Annotated in this window: 16 protein-coding genes; 10 read left to right on the top strand and 6 right to left on the bottom strand. The window is 57.9% G+C overall.

Features of this window, described 5'->3' with window-relative positions:
• Positions 1 to 95 precede the first annotated feature (95 nt).
• A complete protein-coding gene (locus LOC68_RS23900; RefSeq protein ID WP_230223428.1) occupies positions 96 to 2,498 on the top strand; it encodes a methyl-accepting chemotaxis protein in 2,403 nt (800 codons plus the stop codon).
• A 69-nt stretch (positions 2,499 to 2,567) separates the two neighbouring features.
• On the opposite strand, the gene LOC68_RS23895 is transcribed toward LOC68_RS23900, so the two are convergent.
• Genes LOC68_RS23895 through LOC68_RS23885 form a run of 3 tightly spaced genes read right to left on the bottom strand, consistent with a single transcriptional unit; the run spans position 2,568 to position 6,699 of the window.
• Positions 2,568 to 3,755, bottom strand: a complete 1,188-nt coding sequence (locus LOC68_RS23895; RefSeq protein WP_230223426.1) for an exo-alpha-sialidase — start codon at positions 3,753 to 3,755, stop codon at positions 2,568 to 2,570.
• 48 nt (positions 3,756 to 3,803) lie between these two features.
• Positions 3,804 to 5,171: a GTP-binding protein gene (locus LOC68_RS23890; RefSeq protein WP_230223424.1), complete on the bottom strand. Its 1,368-nt coding sequence runs from the start codon at positions 5,169 to 5,171 to the stop codon at positions 3,804 to 3,806.
• Complete coding sequence (locus tag LOC68_RS23885) at positions 5,161 to 6,699, bottom strand: YcjF family protein (RefSeq protein WP_230223422.1); 1,539 nt, start codon at positions 6,697 to 6,699, stop codon at positions 5,161 to 5,163. The genes LOC68_RS23890 and LOC68_RS23885 overlap by 11 nt, the downstream gene beginning before the upstream one ends.
• 258 nt (positions 6,700 to 6,957) lie before the next feature.
• On the opposite strand from LOC68_RS23885, the gene LOC68_RS23880 reads away from it, so the two are divergent.
• From LOC68_RS23880 to LOC68_RS23850, 7 genes are all read left to right on the top strand, one after another.
• Positions 6,958 to 8,061 carry an outer membrane protein assembly factor BamB family protein gene (locus LOC68_RS23880; RefSeq protein ID WP_230223420.1) on the top strand — a complete coding sequence of 368 codons (1,104 nt, stop codon included), beginning with the start codon at positions 6,958 to 6,960 and terminating at the stop codon, positions 8,059 to 8,061.
• 36 nt (positions 8,062 to 8,097) lie between these two features.
• Entirely contained in the window at positions 8,098 to 9,408 is a 1,311-nt protein-coding gene (locus LOC68_RS23875) for a coproporphyrinogen-III oxidase family protein (protein ID WP_230223419.1), read from the top strand.
• Positions 9,405 to 9,863, top strand: a complete 459-nt coding sequence (locus tag LOC68_RS23870) for a glycine cleavage system protein H (RefSeq protein ID WP_230223417.1) — start codon at positions 9,405 to 9,407, stop codon at positions 9,861 to 9,863. The genes LOC68_RS23875 and LOC68_RS23870 overlap by 4 nt, the downstream gene beginning before the upstream one ends.
• 4 nt (positions 9,864 to 9,867) lie before the next feature.
• Complete coding sequence (locus LOC68_RS23865; protein WP_230223415.1) at positions 9,868 to 10,944, top strand: ATP-binding protein; 1,077 nt, start codon at positions 9,868 to 9,870, stop codon at positions 10,942 to 10,944.
• Between the two features lie 459 nt (positions 10,945 to 11,403).
• The gene (locus tag LOC68_RS23860; protein WP_230223413.1) at positions 11,404 to 13,413 is read left to right on the top strand and encodes a peroxidase family protein; all 2,010 of its coding nucleotides are present in this window, start codon (positions 11,404 to 11,406) and stop codon (positions 13,411 to 13,413) included.
• Between the two features lie 339 nt (positions 13,414 to 13,752).
• Positions 13,753 to 14,220, top strand: a complete 468-nt coding sequence (locus LOC68_RS23855) for a DUF3592 domain-containing protein (RefSeq protein ID WP_230223411.1) — start codon at positions 13,753 to 13,755, stop codon at positions 14,218 to 14,220.
• Positions 14,221 to 14,606: 386 nt separating this feature from the next.
• Positions 14,607 to 15,539, top strand: coding sequence for a hypothetical protein (locus LOC68_RS23850; RefSeq protein ID WP_230223409.1), 933 nt, complete (start codon positions 14,607 to 14,609; stop codon positions 15,537 to 15,539).
• A gap of 380 nt (positions 15,540 to 15,919) precedes the next feature.
• Here the strand turns inward: LOC68_RS23850 and LOC68_RS23845 are convergent, their stop codons facing one another.
• The gene (locus tag LOC68_RS23845) at positions 15,920 to 19,654 is read right to left on the bottom strand and encodes a hypothetical protein (protein WP_230223408.1); all 3,735 of its coding nucleotides are present in this window, start codon (positions 19,652 to 19,654) and stop codon (positions 15,920 to 15,922) included.
• Positions 19,655 to 20,607: 953 nt separating this feature from the next.
• On the opposite strand from LOC68_RS23845, the gene LOC68_RS23840 reads away from it, so the two are divergent.
• On the top strand, positions 20,608 to 21,624 hold the full coding sequence (locus LOC68_RS23840) for an alpha/beta hydrolase family protein (RefSeq protein WP_230223406.1): 1,017 nt from the start codon (positions 20,608 to 20,610) through the stop codon (positions 21,622 to 21,624).
• Between the two features lie 282 nt (positions 21,625 to 21,906).
• Positions 21,907 to 23,112, top strand: a complete 1,206-nt coding sequence (locus tag LOC68_RS23835; protein ID WP_230223404.1) for a 2,3-bisphosphoglycerate-independent phosphoglycerate mutase — start codon at positions 21,907 to 21,909, stop codon at positions 23,110 to 23,112.
• Positions 23,113 to 23,233: 121 nt separating this feature from the next.
• Here LOC68_RS23835 and LOC68_RS23830 read toward each other — a convergent pair whose 3' ends face one another.
• Together LOC68_RS23830 and LOC68_RS23825 are read right to left on the bottom strand one after the other, a co-directional pair.
• A complete protein-coding gene (locus LOC68_RS23830) occupies positions 23,234 to 23,575 on the bottom strand; it encodes a hypothetical protein (RefSeq protein ID WP_230223402.1) in 342 nt (113 codons plus the stop codon).
• Between the two features lie 21 nt (positions 23,576 to 23,596).
• Positions 23,597 to 24,634: a DUF1559 domain-containing protein gene (locus LOC68_RS23825; protein ID WP_230223400.1), complete on the bottom strand. Its 1,038-nt coding sequence runs from the start codon at positions 24,632 to 24,634 to the stop codon at positions 23,597 to 23,599.
• Positions 24,635 to 24,821: the final 187 nt, after the last annotated feature.

Here is a 24,821-nt window from a genome sequence, read left to right as displayed (position 1 = left end):
CGTTTCTCGCAAACGGAACTCTCTCCGCAGCCCCCACCTCGGAGGCGAGACGATTGGCGCTGCCCGTTTTCGATTTTTCACCCTGGACCCCAATCATGCAGAAAAGCCCCCTGAACCTTCGCTCGCAGCTGACGCTGGCCTTTTTGGCCTGCGGCCTGTTGCCCCTGACCGCAATCGCGGCGGTATGTTACATGTCCGTCAGCTCCGGATTCGGCGTCGTTCAAGACCAGTCGTCCGAAGCGCTAAAGAACAGTTCGCTCGACGCGTTAGTCGCGCAGCGCGAATTGAAGAAGAAGCAACTGTCGAACTACTTCGGCACGATCAACAGCCAGATTCAGACGTTCTCCAACAACGGCATGATCGTCGAAGCGATGCGCGACCTGCGCGAAGAGTTTCACGATTACCGCAACAGCGCCGAGCTCTCGTCGGACCAGCTCGAAACGATGCGCAAAGAGCTGAAGAGCTACTACACCGGTCCCTTCGCCGACCAGTACGCCAAGAAGAATCCGGGCAAAGCGGCGACCGCCGACGCCTACTTCCAACAGTTGGACGACGATTCGATCGCCCTGCAACACGCTTACATTGCGAAGAATCCGAACCCGCTCGGCTCGAAGCAACTGCTCGACGCCTCCCCCGACAAGTCCGACTACACGCAGACGCATGAAAAGGTTCACCCGATCATTCGCGACTATCTCGACAAGTTCGGCTACTACGACATCTTTCTGGTCGACGCCAAAACCGGCGACATCGTCTACACCGTCTTTAAAGAGCTCGACTATTCGACCTCGCTCGTAAGCGGCCCCTACGCCGACAGCAACATCGGCGAAGCGTTCCGCAAAGCGAACGCCTCGTCCAACAAGGACGCCGTGGCGCTAGTCGACTTCGCTCGCTACGCTCCGTCGTACGAAGATCCGGCCAGCTTCATCGCTTCGCCGATCTTTGACGGCGACGAGAAGATCGGCGTCGCGATCTTCCAGATGCCGGTGGATCGGATGCTCGAAATCATGGCGGTTCGCGACGGCTTGGGCGAAACCGGCGAAACGATTCTCGTCGGCCCCGACTACCTGATGCGTTCCGATTCGTATCTCGACCCGGATAACCACGCCCTCCTCACTTCGTGGAAGAATCCCGAAAAGGGAAAGGTCGACACCGCCGCCACCCGCGCCGCGTTTGAAAAGGGAGAATCGGGCACGGTCGCGACCACAGACTATCGCGGCCAAGAAACCTTCATCGCTTACGGCCCGGTCGACCTGAACGGCGTGACCTACTGCCTGAACGCCAAGATGGACAAAGCCGAAGTCCTCGCTGCGAGCGACAAAATGGCCGCGACCATCGGCGGCGTCAAAGGCTCGGTCGTCGGCTGGGCGATCGGTCTGGGCGTGTTGGCCGCCGGCGTGCTGACCGTCGTCGCCATCCTCCTGTCGCGCAAGATCGCCGTCCCGATTCAAGACGCCGCGAAGTTCGCCCAGAACATCGCCAGCGGCGACCTCCGCAATCGCTGCGAAACCAGGGCGACCGCCGAAGTGGGCGACTTGATCAACGCGATGAATGAGATGCGCGACAACCTGGCCGTGCTGCTGGGCGAAGTCGTCTCAACCTCCGACGTGCTGCAAGGTTCGTCGACCGAATTGACCGGCGCCGCCGATCATCTCACGCACGGCGCCCAAGAGACGACTGAGCGAGCCGCTACGGTCGCCGCAGCCGCCGACGAAATGTCGACCAACATGACCAGCATGGCTGCCGCGACCGAGCAGATGTCAGGCAACATCAACAGCGTCGCGACCGCCATGGAAGAAATGGCCAGCACGATCAACGAGATCGCCCGCAACGCCGAAAAAGCCTCGTCGTCCGTCTCCTCGGTCGCCAACCTATCGGCGTCGAGCAACGAGCGAATCGAAGCCCTGGGCGCCGCGGCGGCCGAAATCGGCAGCGTGATGCAAGTGATTCAGGAAATCGCCGAACAGACCAACCTGCTCGCCCTCAACGCGACGATCGAAGCGGCCCGCGCCGGCGATGCTGGCAAGGGATTCGCGGTGGTCGCGACCGAAGTGAAGGACCTCGCGCGTCAAACCGCGAGCGCCACCGACGACATCCGCAAACGCATCGAAGCGATTCAGCAGACGTCGTACGAAGCGGTCGAGTCGATCGGTAAGATCACCGCCGAAATCAACGACGTGAACGAAGTTTCGCGAACGATCGCTTCGAGCGTCGAAGAGCAAGGGATCGCCACCAAGGAAGTGGCGAAGAACATCTCCCAAGCCGCCACCGCCGCTCGCACCGTTTCGACCGGGATCCAGGAATCGGCCCAGGCCAGCCAGGAAATCTCGCGGAACATCACCAGCGTCAACAACTCGGCCAAAGAGTCGACGACCCACGCTCACAAGACGAAGGAAGCCGGCCAATCGCTCCATCAGCGTGCCGACGGCCTCCGCTCGACGTTGAGCAAGTTCCAACTGGAACAACAGCATGGCAAGTCGAACCCGACGCTCAGCGCGTAACCGCTGGCCATAGAAAAAACGAAAGCCGCCCGAGCAGCGACGCCCGGGCGGCTTTTTTTATGTCCCTACCTATTTGACGAGCGGCTGATCCGGCATCTGCAAGGCGTTCAGATCGTCCAACTTGATCTTCAACACTTCGACCGTCTGCTTTCCGCCGGCGAAGGCGACCAAGATCGCTCCGTCATGTTCGATCAGGTGCGGATAGTCGACATGGCGGCCGCCGATCAGGTACCCCATCTTCGTAAAGACGACTCCATCGTCACTGACCGAAATCGCCAGCGGATCGCGCCGTTGCGGATGCGGATTGGAGACGAGCACGTATCGCCCATCTTTCAGCTGAATGCAGTTGAACTTCGAGCGCGCGTCCGGAAAGTTGGTTCGCGTTGGTCGACTCCAAGTACGGCCGTCATCCTCCGAAAGCGATCGATAGAGATAGCCGCTCTTGCGGTTGTCGCGAAACACGGCGGCGATCCGCCCATCGGGCAACGTCCACCAGCAAGGCTCTTCCGCCGACAGTTCATCCGCCGATCCCAGCACCGGCGTCGATTCCCAATCATCCAAGCCTTCAACTCCGCCGAACATGAACTGCACGCCCGTCTTCTTATAGTCGTGCGTCCGTCGCGACATCATCCACTGGCCGGTCGCAATCTTCTTCGGCGGGAAATTGTTGATCGCATTCTTTTGCACGACGCCAATGTCATCCCACGCATCGGTCGCTTCGTTCCAGCGAAACGCGCGTAGCTCCAGACTCGGACCGAAAAACTGCGCCGACTCATCCAGCGAAGCGAGGGCCAACAGCTCTCCATCGCGCTCCCAGAATCCGCGGGCGATCCAACGGAAACCTTTCGGACTGCGCGTGCCGTAATAGGGCGAATCGGGATCGGAGTCGCGGGGAACCGGCGTCATAAACTTCGGCTGCGACCACTTCAGTCCATCGGCGCTGGTCGCATACGAGACGCGCTGGCCGGCCTGATCTTCGACGCCTGGCCCGTCGCTCCACATCGCCCAATAACGATCGCCATGCCAGATCAGATAGTTGTGTTGGTGAACTCCCTTTTCCTTCCGCACGTCGCTGATCACCACATGCTGCGAAGGAACGTGAGGAAGATTGTCGAAATCGATGTCATGCGGATTCGCCGGAACCCAAGGTCCCGAAAGCATAGCGTCTGACTGAGAGAACGCGACTGCGGGCAGAAATAGCAACGCGAGACTGATCGCGTTGACGAAACGGAGCGGTTGGCGAAACGACGCTTTCATCTTGCGCGAGTCTCCCTTGATCAGATTATCGGGCTGCGAGACGGCGGCCTATTCGTTGACGCCGGCGTGCTGATTGATTCGCAGCTTTTTCAGAATCTCGTCTTTCAAGTCTTGAATCACCGAGTTGCGATCGGTCTTGTTGAGGATCTTTTGAACGACCGACTTCGGTCCTTCGCTTCCCCACGACGCGCCATGCTCGAAGTAGTACTTCGCCGCCTGACCGACGACGTACGAGCCATAACCGGCCGCGGCGCCTTGCGGCAAGACGGTCAGCACCGAACCCCAGCCGAGGGTTACCGCTTTCAGACTCCACATGATCGCATGGGTCGTCAGTTCGCCAAGCGTCACCCAGCCGGCCGCTTGCACGACCGACTTGACCAGCTTTTCGGCGTTGGCCCAGGTCATCTCGATGCCGTAGATATGGGCCAGATGCCACACCATCGCCACATCGACGGCGCCGCCGCCGATCACGTCGGCGATGGGCGCCGGATTGAACGCGACGGTCGTCGCTTTAACGACGGCGTAACCCCAGATGTGTTGATTGGCCCGATCGTTGCGAATCTTCAATTTGAGGGACGCGATGCGGTCCGACTTGTCGGCCGAGTACATCGCCGCGTTGAGCGCGAGCAGGGCGAGCCCATCCTTCTCCAGCACTTCCAGCATCTTCAGCTGCAGCGCTTCGATGTTCGGGTTCGGCTTCCGCCATTGGCTCGAGCTGGAGCCATCCGCCTTTTCGACGATGTATTCGACTTCGCGCGGATCGGCCGACGTTTCGACGATGTTCTCCGATTGCACGATTCCATCCAAACGTTGCGAGAGAACTTCGTGCAAACGCTTTCGCTGGTCCGGCGAAAAGAGATCGATTTTGTTCAGCACCAGGATGATCGGTTTGTTGACCGCGGCGAGACTGACCAGCGCCGAGAACTCGGTTTCGTTCAAGTCCGAGTCGGTCACGAAGAGGATCATGTCGCTCCGCCGGGCGGCGTCTTGCGCCATTTCGCCCCGATGGGCGCCACCGACTTCGTTGATCCCCGGCGTGTCGATCAGCACCACTTCGCTGCTGCCAAGCCCCGGAATGCGATAGCCGCACCCATCCCACGCGACATGCCAGATCTCGCGGGTCCAACCACCCTGCACGTCGACTTCGGTCACCGCCTGACCGACTAGCGCATTGATCAACGCCGACTTGCCGGTGCTGATTTCGCCGAAGACGACGATCTCGACTCGGCCGGTCGTCAGCTTCGACTCCATCTCTTGCATCTGCCGCAAATCGCGACGGAGCAAGTCTTTCTCTTGATCGCTGCAGCCGCGAAAGCGATCGAGCGTTTTCCGCACCGAGGTGAGCGCATCAAGATAGCGCTCGTCATCGACGTGCTGCGGCGGTTCGGTCGTTTCGGGGGAACTGTCAGTCGACATATTGATTGCGGGCCTGTTGCACCAATTGGCGCAGGTAATTGAGTTGCGTCACGCGGCTCCATTCGCGTTGGGCCAAGCCGGCAAGTCCTCCCTCCGGCTCGCGCATCTCGTTCTTGAAGTATTCCATAAAGACGTTGCCAATCCAGCGGGTGATCAAAGCCATCACCACTAAATGGAGCGCGGCGCCGGCCAAATATCCAGCGCCAGGAACCGTCTTCAGCAGCGACGCGACCGCCGGCACGGCGATATTCACCCCCAAAATGCCGAGCAGGTTCTTTCCCAACTGTCCGAGCAGTTGCACCGCCACGTCGATATCGACGTCTTGTTTATAAACCTTCGCCAGGTCGACCACCATTTTGGTGGAAATCGCAATTCCGGCCGCGATGTCGACAAACGGCAGCGGGCTCAAAGCGGCTGAAGCTCCGCCGACGCCCCACATGTACTTGGTGACGATCTGGTTCGCCCGACGATCGAGCGCCTGCTCTACTTTCAACCGCGCCTGATCGACCAGCCCGCGCGATTGCAGCAGCAAGTTGGCGAGCAGCAAATCGCTCCCATCCTTTTTGACCACCTGCATCATGCGGTTGGCGAGCGGTTCGATCGAAACCGGCACTGTCACTTCTTCGGTGATCTCGCTGCCGTCGACGGCGATCCGCACGCGATTGCGCTGCGTGGCGCGGGCCCGGACCGAGACAATATCTTCGCGGCGGACGAACTCTTCCGCTTGCTTCGAGATCTGCTGCAAGAGCTTCGCCCGATCGCCGTCGTTGTAGAGATCTTCTTTGTTGAAGCAGATGATCACCCGCTTCTCCATCTGCCCGAGCAACTCCAGCAGACGAAACTCGGAGTCACGCAAGGGACCGTCGACCACCAACAGCACGATGTCGGCCGTCTTGGCCGCATCGGCCGCGATCAACTGACGTGTTTCGCCGTCGACTTCCCCCAGCCCCGGCGTGTCGACCAGAATCACGCGGTTGTCGCCAACCCAGGGAATCTCATTGCGGGTGACCGTCGTGCCGCCGGCAATTTCGCTGGCGAACGCATTGCGCCCCGCCAGTGCGTTGAGCAACGACGACTTGCCGCTGCTGATCGTGCCGAAGGCGACGATCTCGAGCCGCTGATTGTCGAGCTTCAGCTCAATCTTCTCGCGCAGGGGAGCAAGCTGATCGGCCAGTTCGTCGTCCCCCGATTCGGCTTGAAAATCTTCAAGAGACGCCAGGTTCTCGCTCAGTTCGGTGCGGCGCTGTTCGGCCGAAAGTTGGCTCGGATTTTTCGCGCGGCGTTCTTTCCGCTGCGACTTCAGCCGCTTGGCCCGGACCAGCCGGTAGAGAACCCAGCTGCCGGCGCCGACAATCAGGGTCGCTCCCCCGATCACGCTGACCAGGTACGCGATCTTCGCCACGCCCCCCAATTCGGCCGCTTCGCGATAGTACGACGCGATGACCGACGGCAAATAGATCAGACCGCCGCCGATTATCACCACGGTGACGATGATCCAGAACGAGTTGGGAAGGGGAAAACGCTTCATTCGACACGCCGCATCAAAGGCGGCAGGTGGGGAACGGCCGGAATTACGTCAATTTACGCCACACCGTCGGGTAGTTCGTCGCGATTAGGGCATATTTGCCTGAATGTTGGGAAATTCACCAAAAATCGGCAAGATCGGTTGATAGCCTAATCCTTACAAAAGGCCTCCAACTAGCAAGCGTGTGCCAATACGACATGCTTCTGGTAGAATAAGGAGTCGCCGCTAGTCCCACTTCCCGCCGCTGGAGCCGCTAACGCCATGCCTCGCATACTCTCTGCGCTGATCATCGCGTTTTGCTGTGCGCCGCTCCAGGCCGATTGGCCCCTTTTTCGGGGAGATCCGGTCGCCAGCGGAGTCGCGGCCCACGCTTTGCCGGACAAGCTCGAGCTCCTCTGGAAGTACAAAGTCGAAAAGGGGGCCTTCGAGGGGACCCCGGCCGTGGTCGACGGCGTCGTCTACATCGGCGACCTGGACGGAGCGGTTTACGCCCTTTCGCTGGCCGATGGCAAAGAGCTCTGGAAGAAGTCGATCGACACCGGCTTCTATGGCAGCCCCGCCTATCGCGACGGCAAGGTCTATCTCGGCGACATGGATGGCCTGGTCTATTGCCTTGACGCCAAGACCGGCGACATCCTCTGGAAGTTTGAAACCGGCGCCGAGATCAACGGCAGCGTCAACTTTTATCAAGACAAACTGCTGATCGGTTCGCAAGACGCATCGCTCTATTGTCTGACCGCGGCCGACGGCCAACTCGTCTGGAAGTACGAGATCGCTGATCAGATTCGCTGCATGCCGACCATCGTCGAGAACCGCGGCTTCGTCGCCGGCTGCGACGCCAAGCTGCACATCGTTGATCTCGACAAAGGGACCAGCGCGACCGACGTTCCGATCGACGCCCCAACCGGCAGCACTCCCGCGGTTCACGGCGACCTGGTCGTCTTCGGGACCGAAGGGGGAACCCTTTACGGGATCGACTGGAAACAAGCCCAGGTTCGCTGGACCTATGAAGACGAACGTGGCCGCCAGGCGTTTCGCGCCAGCGCCGCCGTCACTGACAAGCAAGTGATCATCGGCGGTCGCAACAAGCGAATCGCGGCGGTCGACATGACCAACGGCAAGCAGCTCTGGACGTTTCCTTCGCGGGGACGGATCGACAGCTCTCCGGTCATCGCCGGCGACAAGGTTTACTTCGGCTCGGCCGACGGCAAAGTCTACGGATTGAAAATCAGCGACGGCTCCGAAGCGTGGAGCTACGAGGCAGGCGGCGGCTTTACCGGCGGCCCGGCCATCAGCGACGACAAGTTGCTGATCGCCAGCGACGACGGAGTCGTTTACTGCTTCGGCACGAAAACAAAAGAATAGCGCGGCAAATTTGCACGACTAACCTGCAGGAGTTTCATGGCCACCGATTCAGTCAAAACCGAAGTCGGCAGCTACTTCATCTCGAACTATCCTCCCTTTTCGCAGTGGAGCGAGGATGCGATTCCCGATCTGCAACAGGCGATGGCCAGCGAGCCTCGTCCTGGGGTGCCGCTCGGTTTGTATCTGCACGTTCCGTTCTGTCGCAAGCGGTGCAAGTTCTGCTATTTCCGCGTCTACACCGATAAGAACGCCTCGGAAGTCGAAACCTACGTTTCGGCCCTGGTCGAAGAGATTCAGCTGGTCAGCCAATTGCCGGCGATGGGGGGACGTCCCTTCCGCTTCGTCTACTTCGGCGGCGGCACGCCTTCGTTCCTCAGCCCGAAACAACTGAAACGACTCGAAGACCGACTGCGCCAAAGCATCAGCTGGGATCAGGCCGAAGAAGTCACCTTCGAGTGCGAACCTGGCACGCTGAGCGAGACGAAGGTTAAAGCGCTCCGCGAGATGGGGGTCACCCGGCTCAGCCTCGGCATCGAGAACTTTTCGGACAAGATCCTGGAAGAAAACGGCCGCGCGCATCTCTCGAAAGAGGTTTACACCGCGTGGGAATGGATCGAGGCCGCCAAGTTCCCCAACGTCAACATCGACCTGATCGCGGGGATGGTCGGCGAGACGTGGGACACGTGGCGCAATAGCGTCGCCAAGACGCTCGAACTGTCGCCCGAAAGCGTCACCATCTACCAGATGGAACTGCCGTTCAACACCGTCTACTCGCAAGACATCCTGGGGAACAAGATCGAAACGCCGGTCGCCGACTGGCCGCAAAAGCGAGCCTGGGTCAGCTACGCCTTCGACGAGTTGGCGAAAGCCGGCTACTCGCAGTCGAGCGCCTACACGATGATCAAAGACCCGACCAAGGTCAGCTTCAGCTACCGCGACAACTTGTTCGGCGGCGCCGACTTGCTCGCGACTGGGGTCGCCAGCTTCGGTCACATCTCAGGCGTTCATTACCAGAACAAAACCGAATGGGCCGACTACACCGGCGACTTGCTCGAAAAGAAGCAGCTGCCGCTGAAGCGGGCCTATCGTCCGACGCCGGAACAGCTGCTGATTCGTGAAACGATCCTGCTGCTGAAGCGCGGCTATTTGGACGTCGACTACTTCCAGAACAAGTTCGGCGTCAACATCCTCGATAAGTGGCAGCCGATCTGGGACGAGTATGTCGAAACCGGACTGGCGACCGTCGACGGCGGTCGGATCGAACTGACCCGCGACGGTCTGCTTCGCGCTGACGGGCTGTTGCCCCCGTTCTTTGAAGAGAAGCACCAGGGAGTTCGCTATACATGAGCGACGACTCTCTTGTCTTCATGATGGGGAAGTTCGAGGCCAAGTTTCCGACCGATCGCCAGTACGCCAAAAACCACACGTGGGCCCTGCCCACCGCCCAAGGATACCGCTTCGGCTTTACCGCCTATGCGGTCCGGCTGCTGCAAGACGTATACTTCTTAGAGTGGAACGTCGACGCTCCGGTTGCGGTGAAACAAAGCCAGGAAATCGGCTTCATCGAAAGCAGCAAAGCGGAAAGCGACCTGTACGCTCCGCTGGCCGGACAACTGACCACGTTCAATCCGGCGCTGTTAAGCGACCCGTCGCAGATTAACCTGGATATGTATGGCGCCGGGTGGCTGTACGAAATCGACGGCCCCGGCGACGAGTTAATGTCGCCGGACCAATACCTGACCCACCTTGAATCGGTGTGGGAAGTGACCCAGCGCACGATCAAAGGCCAACTCAACGAGTAACCCCATGGCGAAAAAACTGACCGTCGTCCTCAGCCAAGGACAAAGCCAGAATCCGGCCAAACGGAGCCTCGAAGAGGATATCGTCGCCCGTTTGCTGTTTCAGCCTGGCGTTGAAGTGACCATCATTCCGCACCTGTACGACTTGAAGTCGGACGGTCCCGGCATGCTTTGTCTGGAAGGGATCACCGGCAACATGGTGATCCTGTCGTGGATGTTCGAACGCGCGGCTCGTTGGACCCTCGATCGCAATGGGATCCATGGCAAGATCGGCACGTCGCTGCTGACCTACGAAGCGGACGAGGATGAACTCGACGAGTTGGAAGAGGAGGACGCCGCCGACGAAAAGCAGCGGGTCGCCGACTCCCGCCCCGCTTCCAATCGCTACATCTATTGCTTGGACCTCCGCGTCTCCGACAAGGTCGACGACTACGTCGCCGAGATCGAGCGGATCGCCGCCGAACAAACGCCGCAAGTGGTTCAGCTCGGCGGGCTGACGCTCGATCCGCCGAAACCGAACGGTGTGACGCCCGAGCAACAACAGCGCCACGATCAACCGACCAACGACACCTACGTCGGCGCTCCGGCGACCGAACCGAGCGAGCCGATCCGCATTCAAGAGACGAGCGGCCGCCGCTGGTATCCGGTAATCGACTACAGCCGCTGCACCAATTGCATGGAGTGCATCGACTTCTGCTTGTTCGGCGTTTACGGCGTCGACGGAGTCGATACGATCCTGGTTGAACAGCCTGACAACTGCCGCAAAGGTTGCCCCGCGTGCAGTCGCGTCTGTCCCGAAAACGCGATCATCTTCCCGCAGCACAAAACGCCGACGATCGCCGGCAGCGACCTGGTCGCCGAAGGGGGCCTGAAGATCGATCTCTCGCAACTCTTCGGCAAACCGGCCGAAGATCCAAACGCCGTCGATACCGCGATCCGCGAACGCGACGAACAACTTCTGCTGGCCGGCCGCGACGCCGTAGGCTCCACCGTCGGCGTCCCCAAACGCCAAGCCGACAAGCCGGCGGAAGATCGCGACGAACTCGACGATCTGATCGACGCCGTCGATGAGCTCGATATCTAAGGGCTCACCACACTAACCCGAGGCGCAAGCCGAGGGAATGCGATCGCAAGATAATCGTAGCGTGGGTGCAGCAAGCGCATTGCGTCTACCAACGCTCACTCGCATGATTGCTTGCGCAACCCACGAAATGCGTTCGCCACAAAGTCGTGGGTTGCGCAAGCGACTCACGCTCTCCACCAAACGGCGCGTTTCCACGCTTGCTCCACCCACCCTACGAAAAAACTTGCCCGCCGAAAAAATTCGAAAGTTCATCGAATTTATCCGCGCAAATTCCGCGACAGATTTGCACTCGCCATCTACTATCAAAACCGTAGGGCAAGGCGTCACACCGGAACAGAGTGAGAAAACCCCATGAGAAGCAAACTGTCTAGCGGTACGCGCCAATCGAACGTAGAAGCTTTGGAACAGCGCGAACTATTTGCTGTCGATGCATTTTCGCTGGCGCCGATTGAGGACTCCATGCTCCCTCCCCCGGCGCCGATTCCGACTTCGCTCACCGACGAAGTCCGCTCGATCGACGGCACCGGCAACAATGTCGACAACCCCGAGTACGGGAGCGTCGGCGTCGATTTCCTCCGCGTCGCCCCGGCCGATTATGGCGACGGAATTTCGTCGCTGGCCGGCGAAGATCGTCCCAGCGCTCGCGAGATCAGCAACGCACTTGTCGCGCAAGAGCCTGGCTCCGCCGGGAACGAGCGGCAACTCTCCGCCTTCGTCTACGTCTGGGGGCAGTTCCTCGACCACGACATCGACCTGACCGAAACCGGCGATTCCGAAGCGGCCAACATCGCCATCCCGACCGGCGATCCCTACTTCGATCCCGACGGCAGCGGCGACGATGTGCTTCACTTCTTCCGCTCGCTGTTTGATCCGGCGACCGGCGACAGCGTCGACAACCCGCGGGAACAGTTCAACGAAATCACCGCCTTCATTGACGGCTCGCAGGTCTATGGTTCGACGCAGGAAGTCGCCGATAGCCTGCGAACGTTTGAAGGGGGCAAACTAAAGACGAGCGAAGGCGACCTGCTGCCGGTCAACGAACAGGGCGCCTTCTACGCAGGGGACGTTCGCGTCAACGAGAACATCCAACTGTCGTCGCTCCACACGTTGTTCGTTCGCGAACACAACTTCTGGGCCGACCAGATCGCCGAGCAAAATCCTTCCCTCACCGACGAAGAAATTTACCAGCAAGCCCGCTCGATCGTGATCGCCGAAATCCAATCGATCACCTTCAACGAGTTCCTCCCTGCCCTGCTTGGCGAAGGGGTCATCCCCGATTACGCCGGCTATGATCCGACCATCAATCCTGGCATCACCAACGAGTTCGCCACCGCCGCTTATCGGATGGGACATAGTCTGCTGAACGACGACATCGAATTCTTCGGCAACGACGGCCGGGCAATCTTTGAAGGAGTGACCTTGGCCGAAGCCTTCTTCAACCCGGCGCTGGTTCAAGAGCACGGCATCGACGCTCTCTTGAAATACGCCGCGTCGACGCAATCGCAGGAAGTCGACACGCAAATCGTCGACAGCGTCCGCAACTTCCTCTTCGGCGCCCCCGGCAGCGGCGGCCTCGACCTCGCTTCGCTCAACATCCAGCGCGGTCGCGATCATGGGATCGCCGACTACAACACGGTTCGCGAAGCGTATGGTTTGCCCCGCGTGACCAGCTTCGCCGAGATCACTTCCGATCCCGAGCTGCAGCAACAATTGGAAGAACTGTACGGCACGGTCGATAATATCGACTTGTGGGTCGGCGCCTTGGCCGAAGATCATGTCGCCGGCGGCAGCGTCGGCGAAACGACCCAGGCGATCCTCGTCGATCAGTTTACCCGACTCCGCGACGGCGATCGCTTCTGGTACGAGAACATCTTCTCGCCGCAGGATGTCGATCGGATTGAGCACACCACTCTGTCCGACATCATTCAGCGCAACACCGTCATCGACAACTTGCAGGCAAACGTCTTCTTCATGTCGGCGACCGTTACCGGCACTGTTTTCGCCCCCGATGGCCAACAAGGTGGACGCCAAGATCGCCCGCAAGGCCAGCCCGGCGTTACGATTCAGTTGCTCAACGATGACGGAGAAGTCGTCGCCGAAACGATCACCGACCGCCGCGGCAACTACCGCTTCGACGATTTCCTGGAGACCGGCGACTACCAGGTCGCCGCACTCCTGCTGACGCCGACCGGTCCGGTGACGCAAACGCAAGACGTGTTGATCTCGGTCGGCGGCCAGATCGTCCGCAACGTCGACTTCGGCCTCCAGCCGCAGCCGAAACCACGTCCCGGCGACGGCGGCCGTCCCCGCGATTCCCAACCGGCTCCGCTAACCGCCGACCAACCGCAGCCGCCACGAGATCAACTCTTCGCCAACGCAGTCCTGCTTGATCCGATGGGGGACCTGGTCGACGACCTGGCCGGCGATATCAACGGCCGCAACCGCGCAAGAGCGGGCGCGAGAAGCTAAGTCGCGACGTCAGGAAGAACGCCGAGAGCACGCCCTATCCGACAGGGCGTGCTTCTCTTTTTGAGGGTGCCATGGCCACGGCCTTGCGTGGCCATGTGTGCGGTCGGCAATCAATTCTCCGCCAAGCCCTTCTCTTGCTACAAAGGGCAGGCGATGCGTTTGAACAACGCCCCAAATAGAATCTCAACCACATTCATGGCCACGCAAGGCCGTGGCCATGGCACCCCAGCGTGAGCTCAATAGCAAATTCTTTTGACTTCCGGCCTCCCATCCCCTACCCTGCCGGAGATGAACGTCGACTGTTGATGCCGCCATCTTATTCCCTAGAAAGGAAGCGAAATGCAAAGCTTCTTCGCTTGGCGGCACTACGATCCGAAAACGCTGGCAACGGTTTTCGCTGGCGTTGTGCTGACCGCGATGTTCTTGTTCATCACGTATAACTGCTACTCCCAGATCGTGTTGGGCTTGCGCGGCCAGCAGGCCACCGCCACTTGTACGCACTACAAAACGAAAACCTCCCGAGCCAGCAGCGGCCGTACAACCACGATCACCTACTACGTTCGTTTTTCGACCGCGGATGGGAAGATGATCGAAAGCAGCCTGGGCGACTCTTCTCTCAAGTTAGCCGTCAACGACAACGTTCCGATCTTGTACGACCCACAACGTCCCACGCGAATCTGTCGCGATTCGTTCGTCGGCGTCTGGGGATATCCAATTTTTTTCGGCGCCCTAGGGCTCGTCCTCGCCTGGGGAGTATGGAAAGGCGCCAAACTGCGAGAGATCGATCGACGAACGGCCCGCGAATAAGGCCAACGACTACCGTTCGCTCGGCACGACTCCCTTGACCGCCGAAATCAAAGAATCTCAGCACGAGTTGTCCTTGCCCATCACTGCGCCGTAGCGGCGTGCAGCGGCCGGGTGACACTGCTTTATCGTCTTTCTTGGGTGCCACTGTCGTCTGCGACAGTGTCTTTTGCCTACCGGTAGAGCTTCAAGTCAGCACAGTATTGCATTGTGGATGGGAAGTCAAAAGAATGGCTTAATCGTAATTGCCTGAACGTTTTGCGCTGTCGACCCCATCGCATGAACTGGTTGACGAGCACGGTCGCAGACGACCGTGGCGCCCGAAGTATGAGATCGGCTACCAACGCCATCCCGCCAACTACGACTATTTCCCCCAGAAAAGGCTTCCGATGAGACTTCCACTGCTCCTGACAGCGCTCCTGCTCGTCATCCTTGGCAACAGCGCCTTCGCTCAAGAAATCACGCACAGCTTTCTCGCGTGCGGCGAAAAGACCTACATCATGGGCGCCGATGGAAAAGTGAGCTGGACCTATCCGGCCGCGACCCGCGACGGCTACGTGCTGGACGACGGCACGATCATTCTGACGTTAAGCCAATCCAAGCGCAACGGCGGCTCGGTCGTCAGCATCGCACCCGACGGCCAGGAAACGCTGATCTGGCAGGGGACGCAAAGTGAGGTCAACAGCGCCCAGCCAACTGCCGACGGCACGTTCGTCATCACTGAAGCAGGCGACAACCCCCGACTGCTCGAAGTCAGCGCTACCGGCAAAGTGATCGTGGAGTTCCCGCTCGCTTGCCAGAAGAAGAATCATCACATGCAGACTCGGATGGCTCGCAAGCTCCAAGACGGCACTTACCTCGCGCCGCATCTGTTGGACTTCGCCGACTACCACTATGCCCGCGACGGCCAACTCCTGGACAAACTGGATACGACCGCTCCGAATGACCCCGACCACCGCATTCACACGTGGCCCTTTACGGCCATTCGGCATGGCGAAGACCATACGCTCGTCTGCTGCACCCACGGAAACCGAGTCGTCGACTTCGACGCCGACGGCAAGATCGTCTGGACCTTGACCAACGACGACCTGCCCGGCAACTGGCTCCAGGATCCCTGCGGCGGCCAGGTACTCCCCAACGGCAACATCGTCATCACCAGCTACGCCGCCGGCCGCGCCGACCCGACCGCCCCCAAAATGTTCGAAGTGACGCCCGATAAAAAAGTGGTGTGGAAATACGCCGACGGTCAAAAAGTCGGCATCCACCACTTTCAAATCATCACCACCAACGGCACTCGACTGGCCGGCCCGTCGTTGAAGTAAATAACATCACGTCGCCAGCGGCCGGGTTTCACTGCTTTATCGTCTTTCTTGGGTGCCACTGTCGTCTGCGACAGTGCTCTTCTACTCGACGATTTGAACGGCCCGGCACGTCAACGAACGCAATAATTCCTTTGACTTTACACGTACCATGCAACAACTCGCCAAGGTTATGCTACGTCAATTGCAGTCGGCATTTAACGAAGACACTTTCACAGACGACAGTGGCTCCCGAAGACAAAAGTGGGCCAACATTGCCACCAAGCTGGTCCGCTCGCACGGATACGCCGCATGGATGCTTGGAAGATCCCGAACTTCATATCCCGCTATCAACTTGACTGCGGCTTCTTCATAGATCCTATCCCGCGGCTACAACTCAGGCCTCACGAAAGCGTTCTGTACCTTACGATGAAGGCAGCCTCCTCAACGATCACCGTCGTCGATTCATTTCCATAGCGGATTTGATTTTCTTGAAGCTCAACTACATCCGATCTTACTCCAACCTCCATCACTATCCTCGCGATAGCAACAAGGCGTTCCGGAGTAGGATCTTCGAAAAACCAAGCTTGAAACACGCCGCGAAGTCGTTCCGGAGAGTCGCCGCGATCAGTTGCGCTACGACACCATCTCCAGACCAATCGACTGTCATTTTCTGCACCGTCTAGCGACTCTAGTAAATCTCGATCCGTTGGAAAACTAACACGTCGACTCCTGACGATGTACGAGTTGCCGCCCTCGTTTCTCTGGGCTTCAACCCTACTCTCGATCTCATCCCGCACGCACTCTTGAAATACATCTTCTCTCTCGTGCCCCATCAGCCACTCAGCGACTTCGACCAATGCCATGTCCGGAATGTGCGAAATGAACGGGAGAAGCGCCTCAATATGCTTAAACGTCAGACGATCTCGCAGTCCCGTAGTTTTAAACCCAAAAGTCTTCCAAATATATTCAAACGGTTTCCAGTCGCCGGGGGCATTCGCTAACACATGTTCGCACGCCGAAAGGAGTGCGTCACCACCGACATACAATGCAGTCTGAAAAACCAGAGGACTGTACTTAAGTTTGTCCCAATGCGTAAGAAGGAGTCGTTCCGCAATTTCAACAGATATTTTCCGTAGGACTGACGTAAGGTGGTAGTGTTTATCCGACCGACCTCCGGAGTAGTCGTCTGGTGTATTCGCCCCCAATTCACCCAATTCTTTGTCCAAAACATCAACAAACTGATTTGTCCAAATATGCGGAACTAAATTCCACCAGGACGGCTTATTTTTCAGAAGCCCGATTAAAGAATCCACACAAGACGGATCACCAAGTCGCACGCGTCGAGACAAAACAGTCGTTGACGATTGGACATCCCGCGGAAGTTCTAGCAACTCACCGACAGAATCCGTCGTACGGACCCACGTACGCAGAAGGCTATTCTTTTCACTTTCATTGTCTGCCTTTTCCCACATCGAGAAGATCACGGCACGAGATTCGTCCGACAATCTCTTTCCGCTGCGGGACAACGGATCCCATCTATCTCGACTCTCATATACTCCGAAGCTGAAAAAACTTGTCCCTTCAGTCTCACGATCAATCCTCGCCACCTCGCGAGCAACATGCCCAACAGCAATTGGATTATCCAGTTCGACAAGCAACACCATGAGACAATCGGACAAACGACCATCTGTCTTGGCATAGTCTACAAGACATGCAACTACACTGTCGTTCACGCCGTGACGCAATGACCACGAGAGTTCCGACACAAACGCATTTCGTTGCGTAAGTCCGCCCGGACTTTCTTCATCAGACAGGGACGCCCATGAATTGAGAACAGGAACGAGCGTCAACTCGGGAACAACCGAGCATCGTAACGATGCCCACAAGGCCTCAACAAGACAATTCGCTTCGGCGTTGTTCATCCAAGCGTGCAGCACTGGCTTTGCCAATGCTTCATCTCCCAAGTAGCCAGCCAGTACCAGTGCGGCGCAAAGATCTTTTTCGGAATGCGGAGAACTTTCTAGCTCCCGAACTAATTGATCGCGTAGCGAGGAGAAATGGAGTCGCTTCGCGTCGTGAATTGCTTCTTCGATAAATGGCGCACGCGAACCGGGGTAGAAATGCGAGCTGAAAACGAAGAACTTCCCATTTGCGGAATCACCATTCACGAGGCGGGCCCCACTGAAACGACAATCTCCCTTCACTTGGTCTGTCACTGCTAGAACCATTGGGTCTTTAGTCGACCTAAGAATGTCGGCAGCTGCAGATACCATCGCAGGCGGTGTTGTATTACCGGAAGCTGCAGCCCCAAGCCAACTCGCCCCGCAATCCACGATCGCTCGTGCCAGTGCGACGTGAGAGTCCGTTAGGTGACGAATAGAGCGCAGTATGGCTAACGGAGCATGGTTAACCAGGGCACGCACAACTTCAGCATCGCCAATTGATACCAGCGTTCGAGCAAGTGAATCTGTAAAAAACGGATCCGCGATTAAGTCGCGATTGCTCTCAATATTACGCAAACACGCTCCGAGCGGTTTTACGAGTACAGCCTCGAGCAAACGATCGTGGCGAAACACGAATCGTGGTTCAGAGTCACGTGTGACCACGCTGCAAATGCCACCACCAACACACAACCTCCTAATCGCAGCCAACTGCGATTCACTAAGCCATTCCGCAACTCGTGACCAGCGAGGGTACAACTCTCGTTCCGTCAGCATTTTACTAGCAAGCAAAGCGATCGCTGAGTGAATATCCGCAGGTAACAGTGAGCCATCAACAGAACTTTCCTCTACCGTTTCCCTTATGTAGTCCTCCATAAGAGAATGTGGGTCGATTTCGAGATGATCGAAAGGAGCGCGGCCGTACATCCTTCCCCACAATCCTATAAGAATTGGGTCATACTCTAGCTTACGGGCGAGATCGAATGCCGCCAGCTGTCCGATAGTCTGCTGAGAACATGCTTGCAAGCAATCATAAGCCTCGTCACGCGTCATGGGTCTAGTAGAGAGTTCGCCGACACAGCGATCGTCTCGATACCGGCTCGCGATGGAATTCCAAAAATGATTCCAAACCGGAATTACCAAATGTGGTTGATCATGAACAATTTGCGCTGATTGCGACGGAGTGCCGGCAGCGTCTTCTCTGCGATTCCAAGAGATAAGTTTGCGAATACACTGTGAAGGAGTCGAGGTGCGATTTACATCGTCAACGACAATGACGAGAGGGGCTTTGTGTGCTGTGACCAATTCCCTAACAAGCCTACCAGCATTCAAACTCAAATTTGGACAAAACGTCTGAAGCGTCTTTGTTATCGCTTCTTCGAGCGACATGGACGTTGCCACGTTTTCTGCTGGCAGCCAAAGTCCAATCCCCCCACTTGCTTCTACCTCGAAAAGAAGTCGGTAACACGCAACACTTTTACCACTCCCAGATGGACCAGTTAAAACCTGAACGTTCGGCTGGTCGCAGGATGACAATGTCAGCAGGCGACGTGTTGTAGCTGTTTCAACAATGGCGTTTTCAGAGCAAAACAATTCATGCAAGTAGGCGGAAACTGTCTGCGAAGCTAATTCTTTCAAGAGCGGAAGTGACAGCATATCGGCCGATATGCCTAAATGAGCTTTTCTAAGCCATTGCCCTTGTGGAGTCGTGTCAAGATGGTCCCGAATTGTCGATCGCGCGAGAAAGCGAACTTCGATCCCTAACTGGCGACCAACTTCATAGGCCCGCTGCATGATGGCGTCGTTCGGCTGCTTGTTTGTGCAGAATGTAAAAACAAGTTCCGCGTCAGGTTCAGCGTGCCGTATCGATCGGCCTCGTCTTGAAGCTTTGATAAGGTCTCCATCATCTGATGGCTTGTACGACTTGCCGCTCGACAGAGTGTGGTCGAAAAGCAGTTTCTTTTCGATGTTATCCGTTTGATCAGTCGAAAAAGCAGCCATGACAAATCGAGACGGTTTGGTACTAGGCACCTTGGTAAATCCGTCTATCGGGTTTTTCACCGTCTTTCCGTCAGCATTTACCCCTAAGTGCTCCACTCGAGCGTAATCTGCATCGATGTGCCGTAGTACACGGGTGGCAAGAATCTCAAATTCGCCCGCGTCTGTCATAGCTTCGATGGCATTTGCCGTTGTCATGCTGCTGTTTTCCAAGCGATGGTTCAGTAACTCATGCCTATAGGCGAATCTTTCAGGCTCTTCCACTTCCGGCAAACAACATTGCCGCACTGATTGCCTTTTCGATGCTGGGCACAAATGTCTTTCCAGCCAGTCTCTTCTCTTATAATGAACAAACGTGCTGATGCACGATCGTATGGCGGGCCATTCTATTCTGCATCGCAGCCGCTTCCTATCAATTCACACCCCATACATCTTCTAGTTGGGAAAATCCTTCTGTTCCAATTACTGGATCCTCATAATTGTCTGTTGACAAAGCGCACGCATTCGTGGTCGATTTCGGGGTGCGAGCAATTCTGTTTGGCGGCGGGTTTTGTTCTTTGGCAATTTAGATCGGTGGAGAGTTCACATCCGATTGGCGGTTGAGGGGAAGTTGCCCAGATTGACTGACTGTGGACTGGGTCCGATCGTGAAAAAAATGACCTCGGTCCAGTCCACTCTGGATCAAAAAAAAAACGCGCGGCGGTCCAGTCCAGTCGTTGGTGAAAAAAAACGGCGCAGTCCAGTCCACTGTCTGTTTGGGTGCGAAGGAATTGTGTTGATAGAGGTCAACACGAAAAAAATACGTCAGCGGTCCAGTCCAGTCCTTGGTGGTCAAAAAAATGCGTGCGGCGGTCCAGTCCACTCGCTGGCGAGGACAAACAGGGCTCAGTCCTTCTTGGGCGAAGAAAAAAAGTGCACAGTCCAGTCCACTGTCCGTTTGAGCGCAAACGAATTGCTTTGATGCAGGTCGACGCGAAAAAAATAAGGCAGCGGTCCAGTCCGGTTTCTATTGTCCACCGGGGAATCGGCCGGCGTCTGGTTGCTGTTGGATATGCGCGGTCTTGGCGGGCTCGGCGAACCGATTGCGATTACGATGGGGTGGATGATTCGAGCAATTCGACGACGCATCTGCAATCGAAGGAAACGGAACGATGACTGACCTGGCGACGCGGCGCTGCTTCCGATCGCAAATCGTCGTTGGCCTGTGCGTGGTTCTGTGGAGCCTTTCGGGACCGGCGGCGGTAAAGGAGCAAGAGAGTTCGGTCGAACCGAATCGGGCAGGATATATCCCAGCGGCGGGACCGTTTGACGAAACAGTCACGGAAGATATCTTGCTGACCGACCCGCAGCGAAACATCGATCTGTCGGTCAAGGTGCGTTATCCGGTCACGGATCAGGCTTTGCCTGTCATTATCTTCTCGCACGGCTATCGCTACGACAAAAACGTCTTCGGCCCGTTGAGCGAGCACTGGGCCCGACATGGGTATGTGGTGATTCATCCAACGCATATCGACGCCCGGTCGGTAACCAACCAGACCGGCGTGCAGGCCCAGATGGATCGACCTGCGACTTGGCGGAGCCGAACTGCCGACATTTCTTTGCTGATCGACTCGCTGGGAGTTATCGAATCGAAGCTGACGAAGTTCCGTGGGGAGTTCAGCGCCGACGAGCTAGGCGTTGGCGGACACTCGTTTGGCGCCTACACGTCGATGTTGACCGGCGGCGCCACGGTGATGTTGCCGGACCAGGAAGAGCCGGCCAGCTTTTTGGACGTTCGCATTCGGGCCATCCTGCCGATCGCGGGTCAGGGACGGGGACAACAAGGGTTGCATGACCACTCTTGGGACAAGATCAACATTCCGATGATGATGCTGACCGGATCGGAAGACCCTGGCCTCCATGCAGAAGAGCCGCGCTGGCGTGCGGAGGGATTTCGTCTCAGCCCGCCCGGCGATAAATACTGGGGCTACATCACCGGCGCGAACCACTTTTCCTACGACGGGCGCAGCGGCAAAGAGGCTCAGAATCGAATGAGCCAGGTCGTGAAAACGGCGAGTCTCGCCTTTTGGGACGCTTACCTGCGAGACTCAGAACCGGCGAAACGATATCTCGCCACGGATCAACTTCAACGCGACCATCCGGACGCCGTTGAGTTCTTCCGCAAGTGATCTCTCCTCCGCAGACGGAAAAAGCCTGATCCCCAGGCCGTGCCGGCGGCGAAGTTCGATCCGCGACAGAAGCGACGACGTTTTTGGGGGGCGCCACGGCGGTAATTCGTGAATACTACCGGCTAAGGTCCATCTTTCTCCCCTCCTCTGCTGTCGTGCCCGGTTGTGATCGCGGCGGAAAAGTCGATAATCAGCGCTGTCGCCGTCGGTTTTTCCTAACCCGTAGGCGGCGCATTACCTTACTACACCCTGCTTCCCATTCGTCGACCGAAAGACCGTCTCATGGATCAAATTGAACTCGTTCGCAGTCTGAAAGCCAAAAACGACTCGAAGATCGTCATGTATGTCGGCGATGGTCTCGGTGGCCTGCCGCAAACGCCGGGCGGTCCGACCGAACTGGAGGCGGCCAAGACGCCGAACCTTGACGCGTTGGCGGCTCGCGGCGTCCAAGGGGGAAGCATTCCGGTCAAACCGGGCATCGCCCCGGGTAGCGGTCCGGGCCACTTGGGTCTGTTTGGCTACGATCCGCTGAAGTACCTGATCGGCCGCGGCGCCCTCGAAGCTACCGGCATTGGCCTGATCATGCAGGAAGGGGACGTCGCCGTCCGCTGCAACTTCTGCACGGTCGACGCCGAAGGGAAGATCACCGATCGCCGCGCCGGCCGCATCGCGACCGAAGAAAGCGCTCCGCTGGCGATCAAGCTGCGTCAGGTCAAAATCGACGGCATCGAGATCATCGTTGAGCCGGTCAAGGAACACCGCTTCGTCGTGCTGTTCCGGGGCGAAGGGCTGGACGGCAACGTCCATGACACCGACCCGCAAGCGACCGGCGTGAAGCCGCTCGATCCGAAGGCCGCCGACGCGGCGAGCGAAAAGACCGCCAAGATCGCCCTGGAGTTTTTCAACCAGGCCTCCAAACTGCTGGCCGGCGAAAAGAAGGCGAACTCGCTGACTATGCGTGGTTTCTCGGCCAAGCCGAGCATTCCGTCGTTTGAAGACGTGTACGGCCTGAAGGCGGCCGCGATCGCCGTTTACCCGATGTACAAAGGCCTGGCCAGCCTAGTCGGCATGGACATCATCGGCGACCCGCACACGCTGGAAGAAGAAATCGACCTGCTCGAAAAGCACTGGGAAGAATACGACTTCTTCTTCGTCCACTTCAAATACACCGACTCGAGCGGCGAAGACGGCAAGTTCGAGCTGAAGGTCCAGCGGACCGAAGAGTTCGACGCCCAGATTCCGCGTATCAACGCCCTGAAGCCGACCGTCACCATCGTCACCGGCGACCACAGCACACCGTCGTTCCTCGCCAGCCATAGCTGGCACCCGGTTCCGACGCTGCTGGTCTCGGACTGCTGCCGCTACGACGGTCACACCAGCTTCGGCGAAAAGACGACGCTGACCGGCGGTCTGGGCCAGTTTGAAGCCCAATACCTGATGACGCTGGCGATGGCCAACGCCGGCCGCTTGGGCAAGTACGGCGCGTAAGCGACGCCGCCACGTAAATTGTGAAGAGCTCGCCGCTGGGGCGAGCTTTTCTCTGCGCATAAAAAGAAGCGAGGAGCCGGGGCTCCTCGCTTCAGGAATACCGATTTGGCTTCGTCGCCTACTATTTGGCGGGCTCTTCGACCTGCTGATTCGACGGCAGTTTCGCCAGGGCGTCTTTCGCCACCTTTTGACGCGAGCCGGGGTTCTCTTTGATCTTCTTGAACGCGTCGGAAACGATCGCGCCGTAGCTGGGCGCTTCTTCGTTGACCTTCTCGATCATCCGATCAAAACCTTCGACTTCGCTGCCATACGGACCGCCCTGGGCGTAATTCTCCAGGACCATCTGGGCTTCTTTCATCGCCCCCGGCGGCTTCAGCTGGTAAACACGTTCTTCCGGCCCTTTTACGCAGCCGAAAGAGAGCGTCAGACAGAGCAGGACCAAGCCCGCATATCGCATCATCATCGTTGCCTTCCTTTGCGAGCCTTAGTATTCGCCCAAAACCTGACCGTCGTTGCAGCTGCCCAGACGTTGGAACGTCACCAGGTCGACGGTGTTGGCGATAAAGTGAACCGAGCCGTCGCCGAAACCGGCGTTCACGCCGCCCGGATGCAGGCTACGCGGCGGAATCACCCCCCAACCCCAGTCATGAGCGCCGCCCGGGCAGCAGTTGCCGCCAGCGGTCGGATATTGCCAGTTGGGAGTGGCCGACGCGTTGAACAGCGATTGGCCGTGAGCGTACCAGGCCCACAACGTGCCGTTGTTGCTTCGTTCGTCGACCGGCGATTGAGCGGCGGTGCCGATCGCGGTCAGTTCAGCCTGCGTCGGGTACGCCTTGTTCGCGACCGAAGTGAACGGGCCGTCGCCCCCTTGAACATAGAAGACGTCATACGGATACTTCGGCTGACCAGCGACGCCGTCCCCCGACAAGATTTCGGAGAGGAACATGGTGTTCGACAGACCGTCGGTCGCATAGGCCATGTTCCGTTCTTTCCTCATGTTGAAGAGACCGTTGGCGTTCGTTTCGTTGGCGCTCCAAGCGGTGTGCAGCGAACTGCCCGAGCACCAGGCGTAGTTCGTACCAGGACCACCCCACGAGAAGCTCGACGGGGGAGCCGGCTGGGCCGACGGGCAAAGGAACGCGTTCAGCGAAACGTTCATCGGGCCGTTGCGGTTGGTTCCCCAGCTGCCGCCCAGGTTGAACTGTTCGTACAACGCGTTCTGTTCGATGAAGGGTAGGATCTTGTAGTTCGCACTGAAACGTTCCCAGCCGTTCCAAGTCACGCCGGCGTCCGGGCCGTAGGCGTTCAGCGGAAACTCGCGGAACGTGTCATGGAAGTTGTGCATCGCCAACGCGAGCTGCTTCATGTTATTGATGCACTGGCTGCGGCGGGCAGCTTCGCGAGCCTGTTGAACGGCCGGAAGCAGCAGCGCAATCAAGACGCCGATGATAGCAATGACGACCAACAGTTCGACGAGGGTAAAACCTCGCCGGGAATAACGGGCAGGCGCATGCGGAGACATAAGGGGGACCTCGCGTAGGGTAAAAATAATTGCGAAGATAACTGCAGCTGGTTTGGGGCTTCTTTCAACGAGAAAAAAGAGATTATTTGGAAAGAAGCAGAGCAATCTTAACCAAAGATATCGCTCCATCAATCCTTCGTTATAACAAAGATCTGCCCCATGGCTGATTTTTTATCAAAACCCCTCT

The sequence above is a fragment of the Blastopirellula sediminis genome (assembly GCF_020966755.1).
Taxonomy (GTDB): domain Bacteria; phylum Planctomycetota; class Planctomycetia; order Pirellulales; family Pirellulaceae; genus Blastopirellula; species Blastopirellula sediminis.
This window is presented reverse-complemented; position numbering and strand designations above follow the sequence as displayed.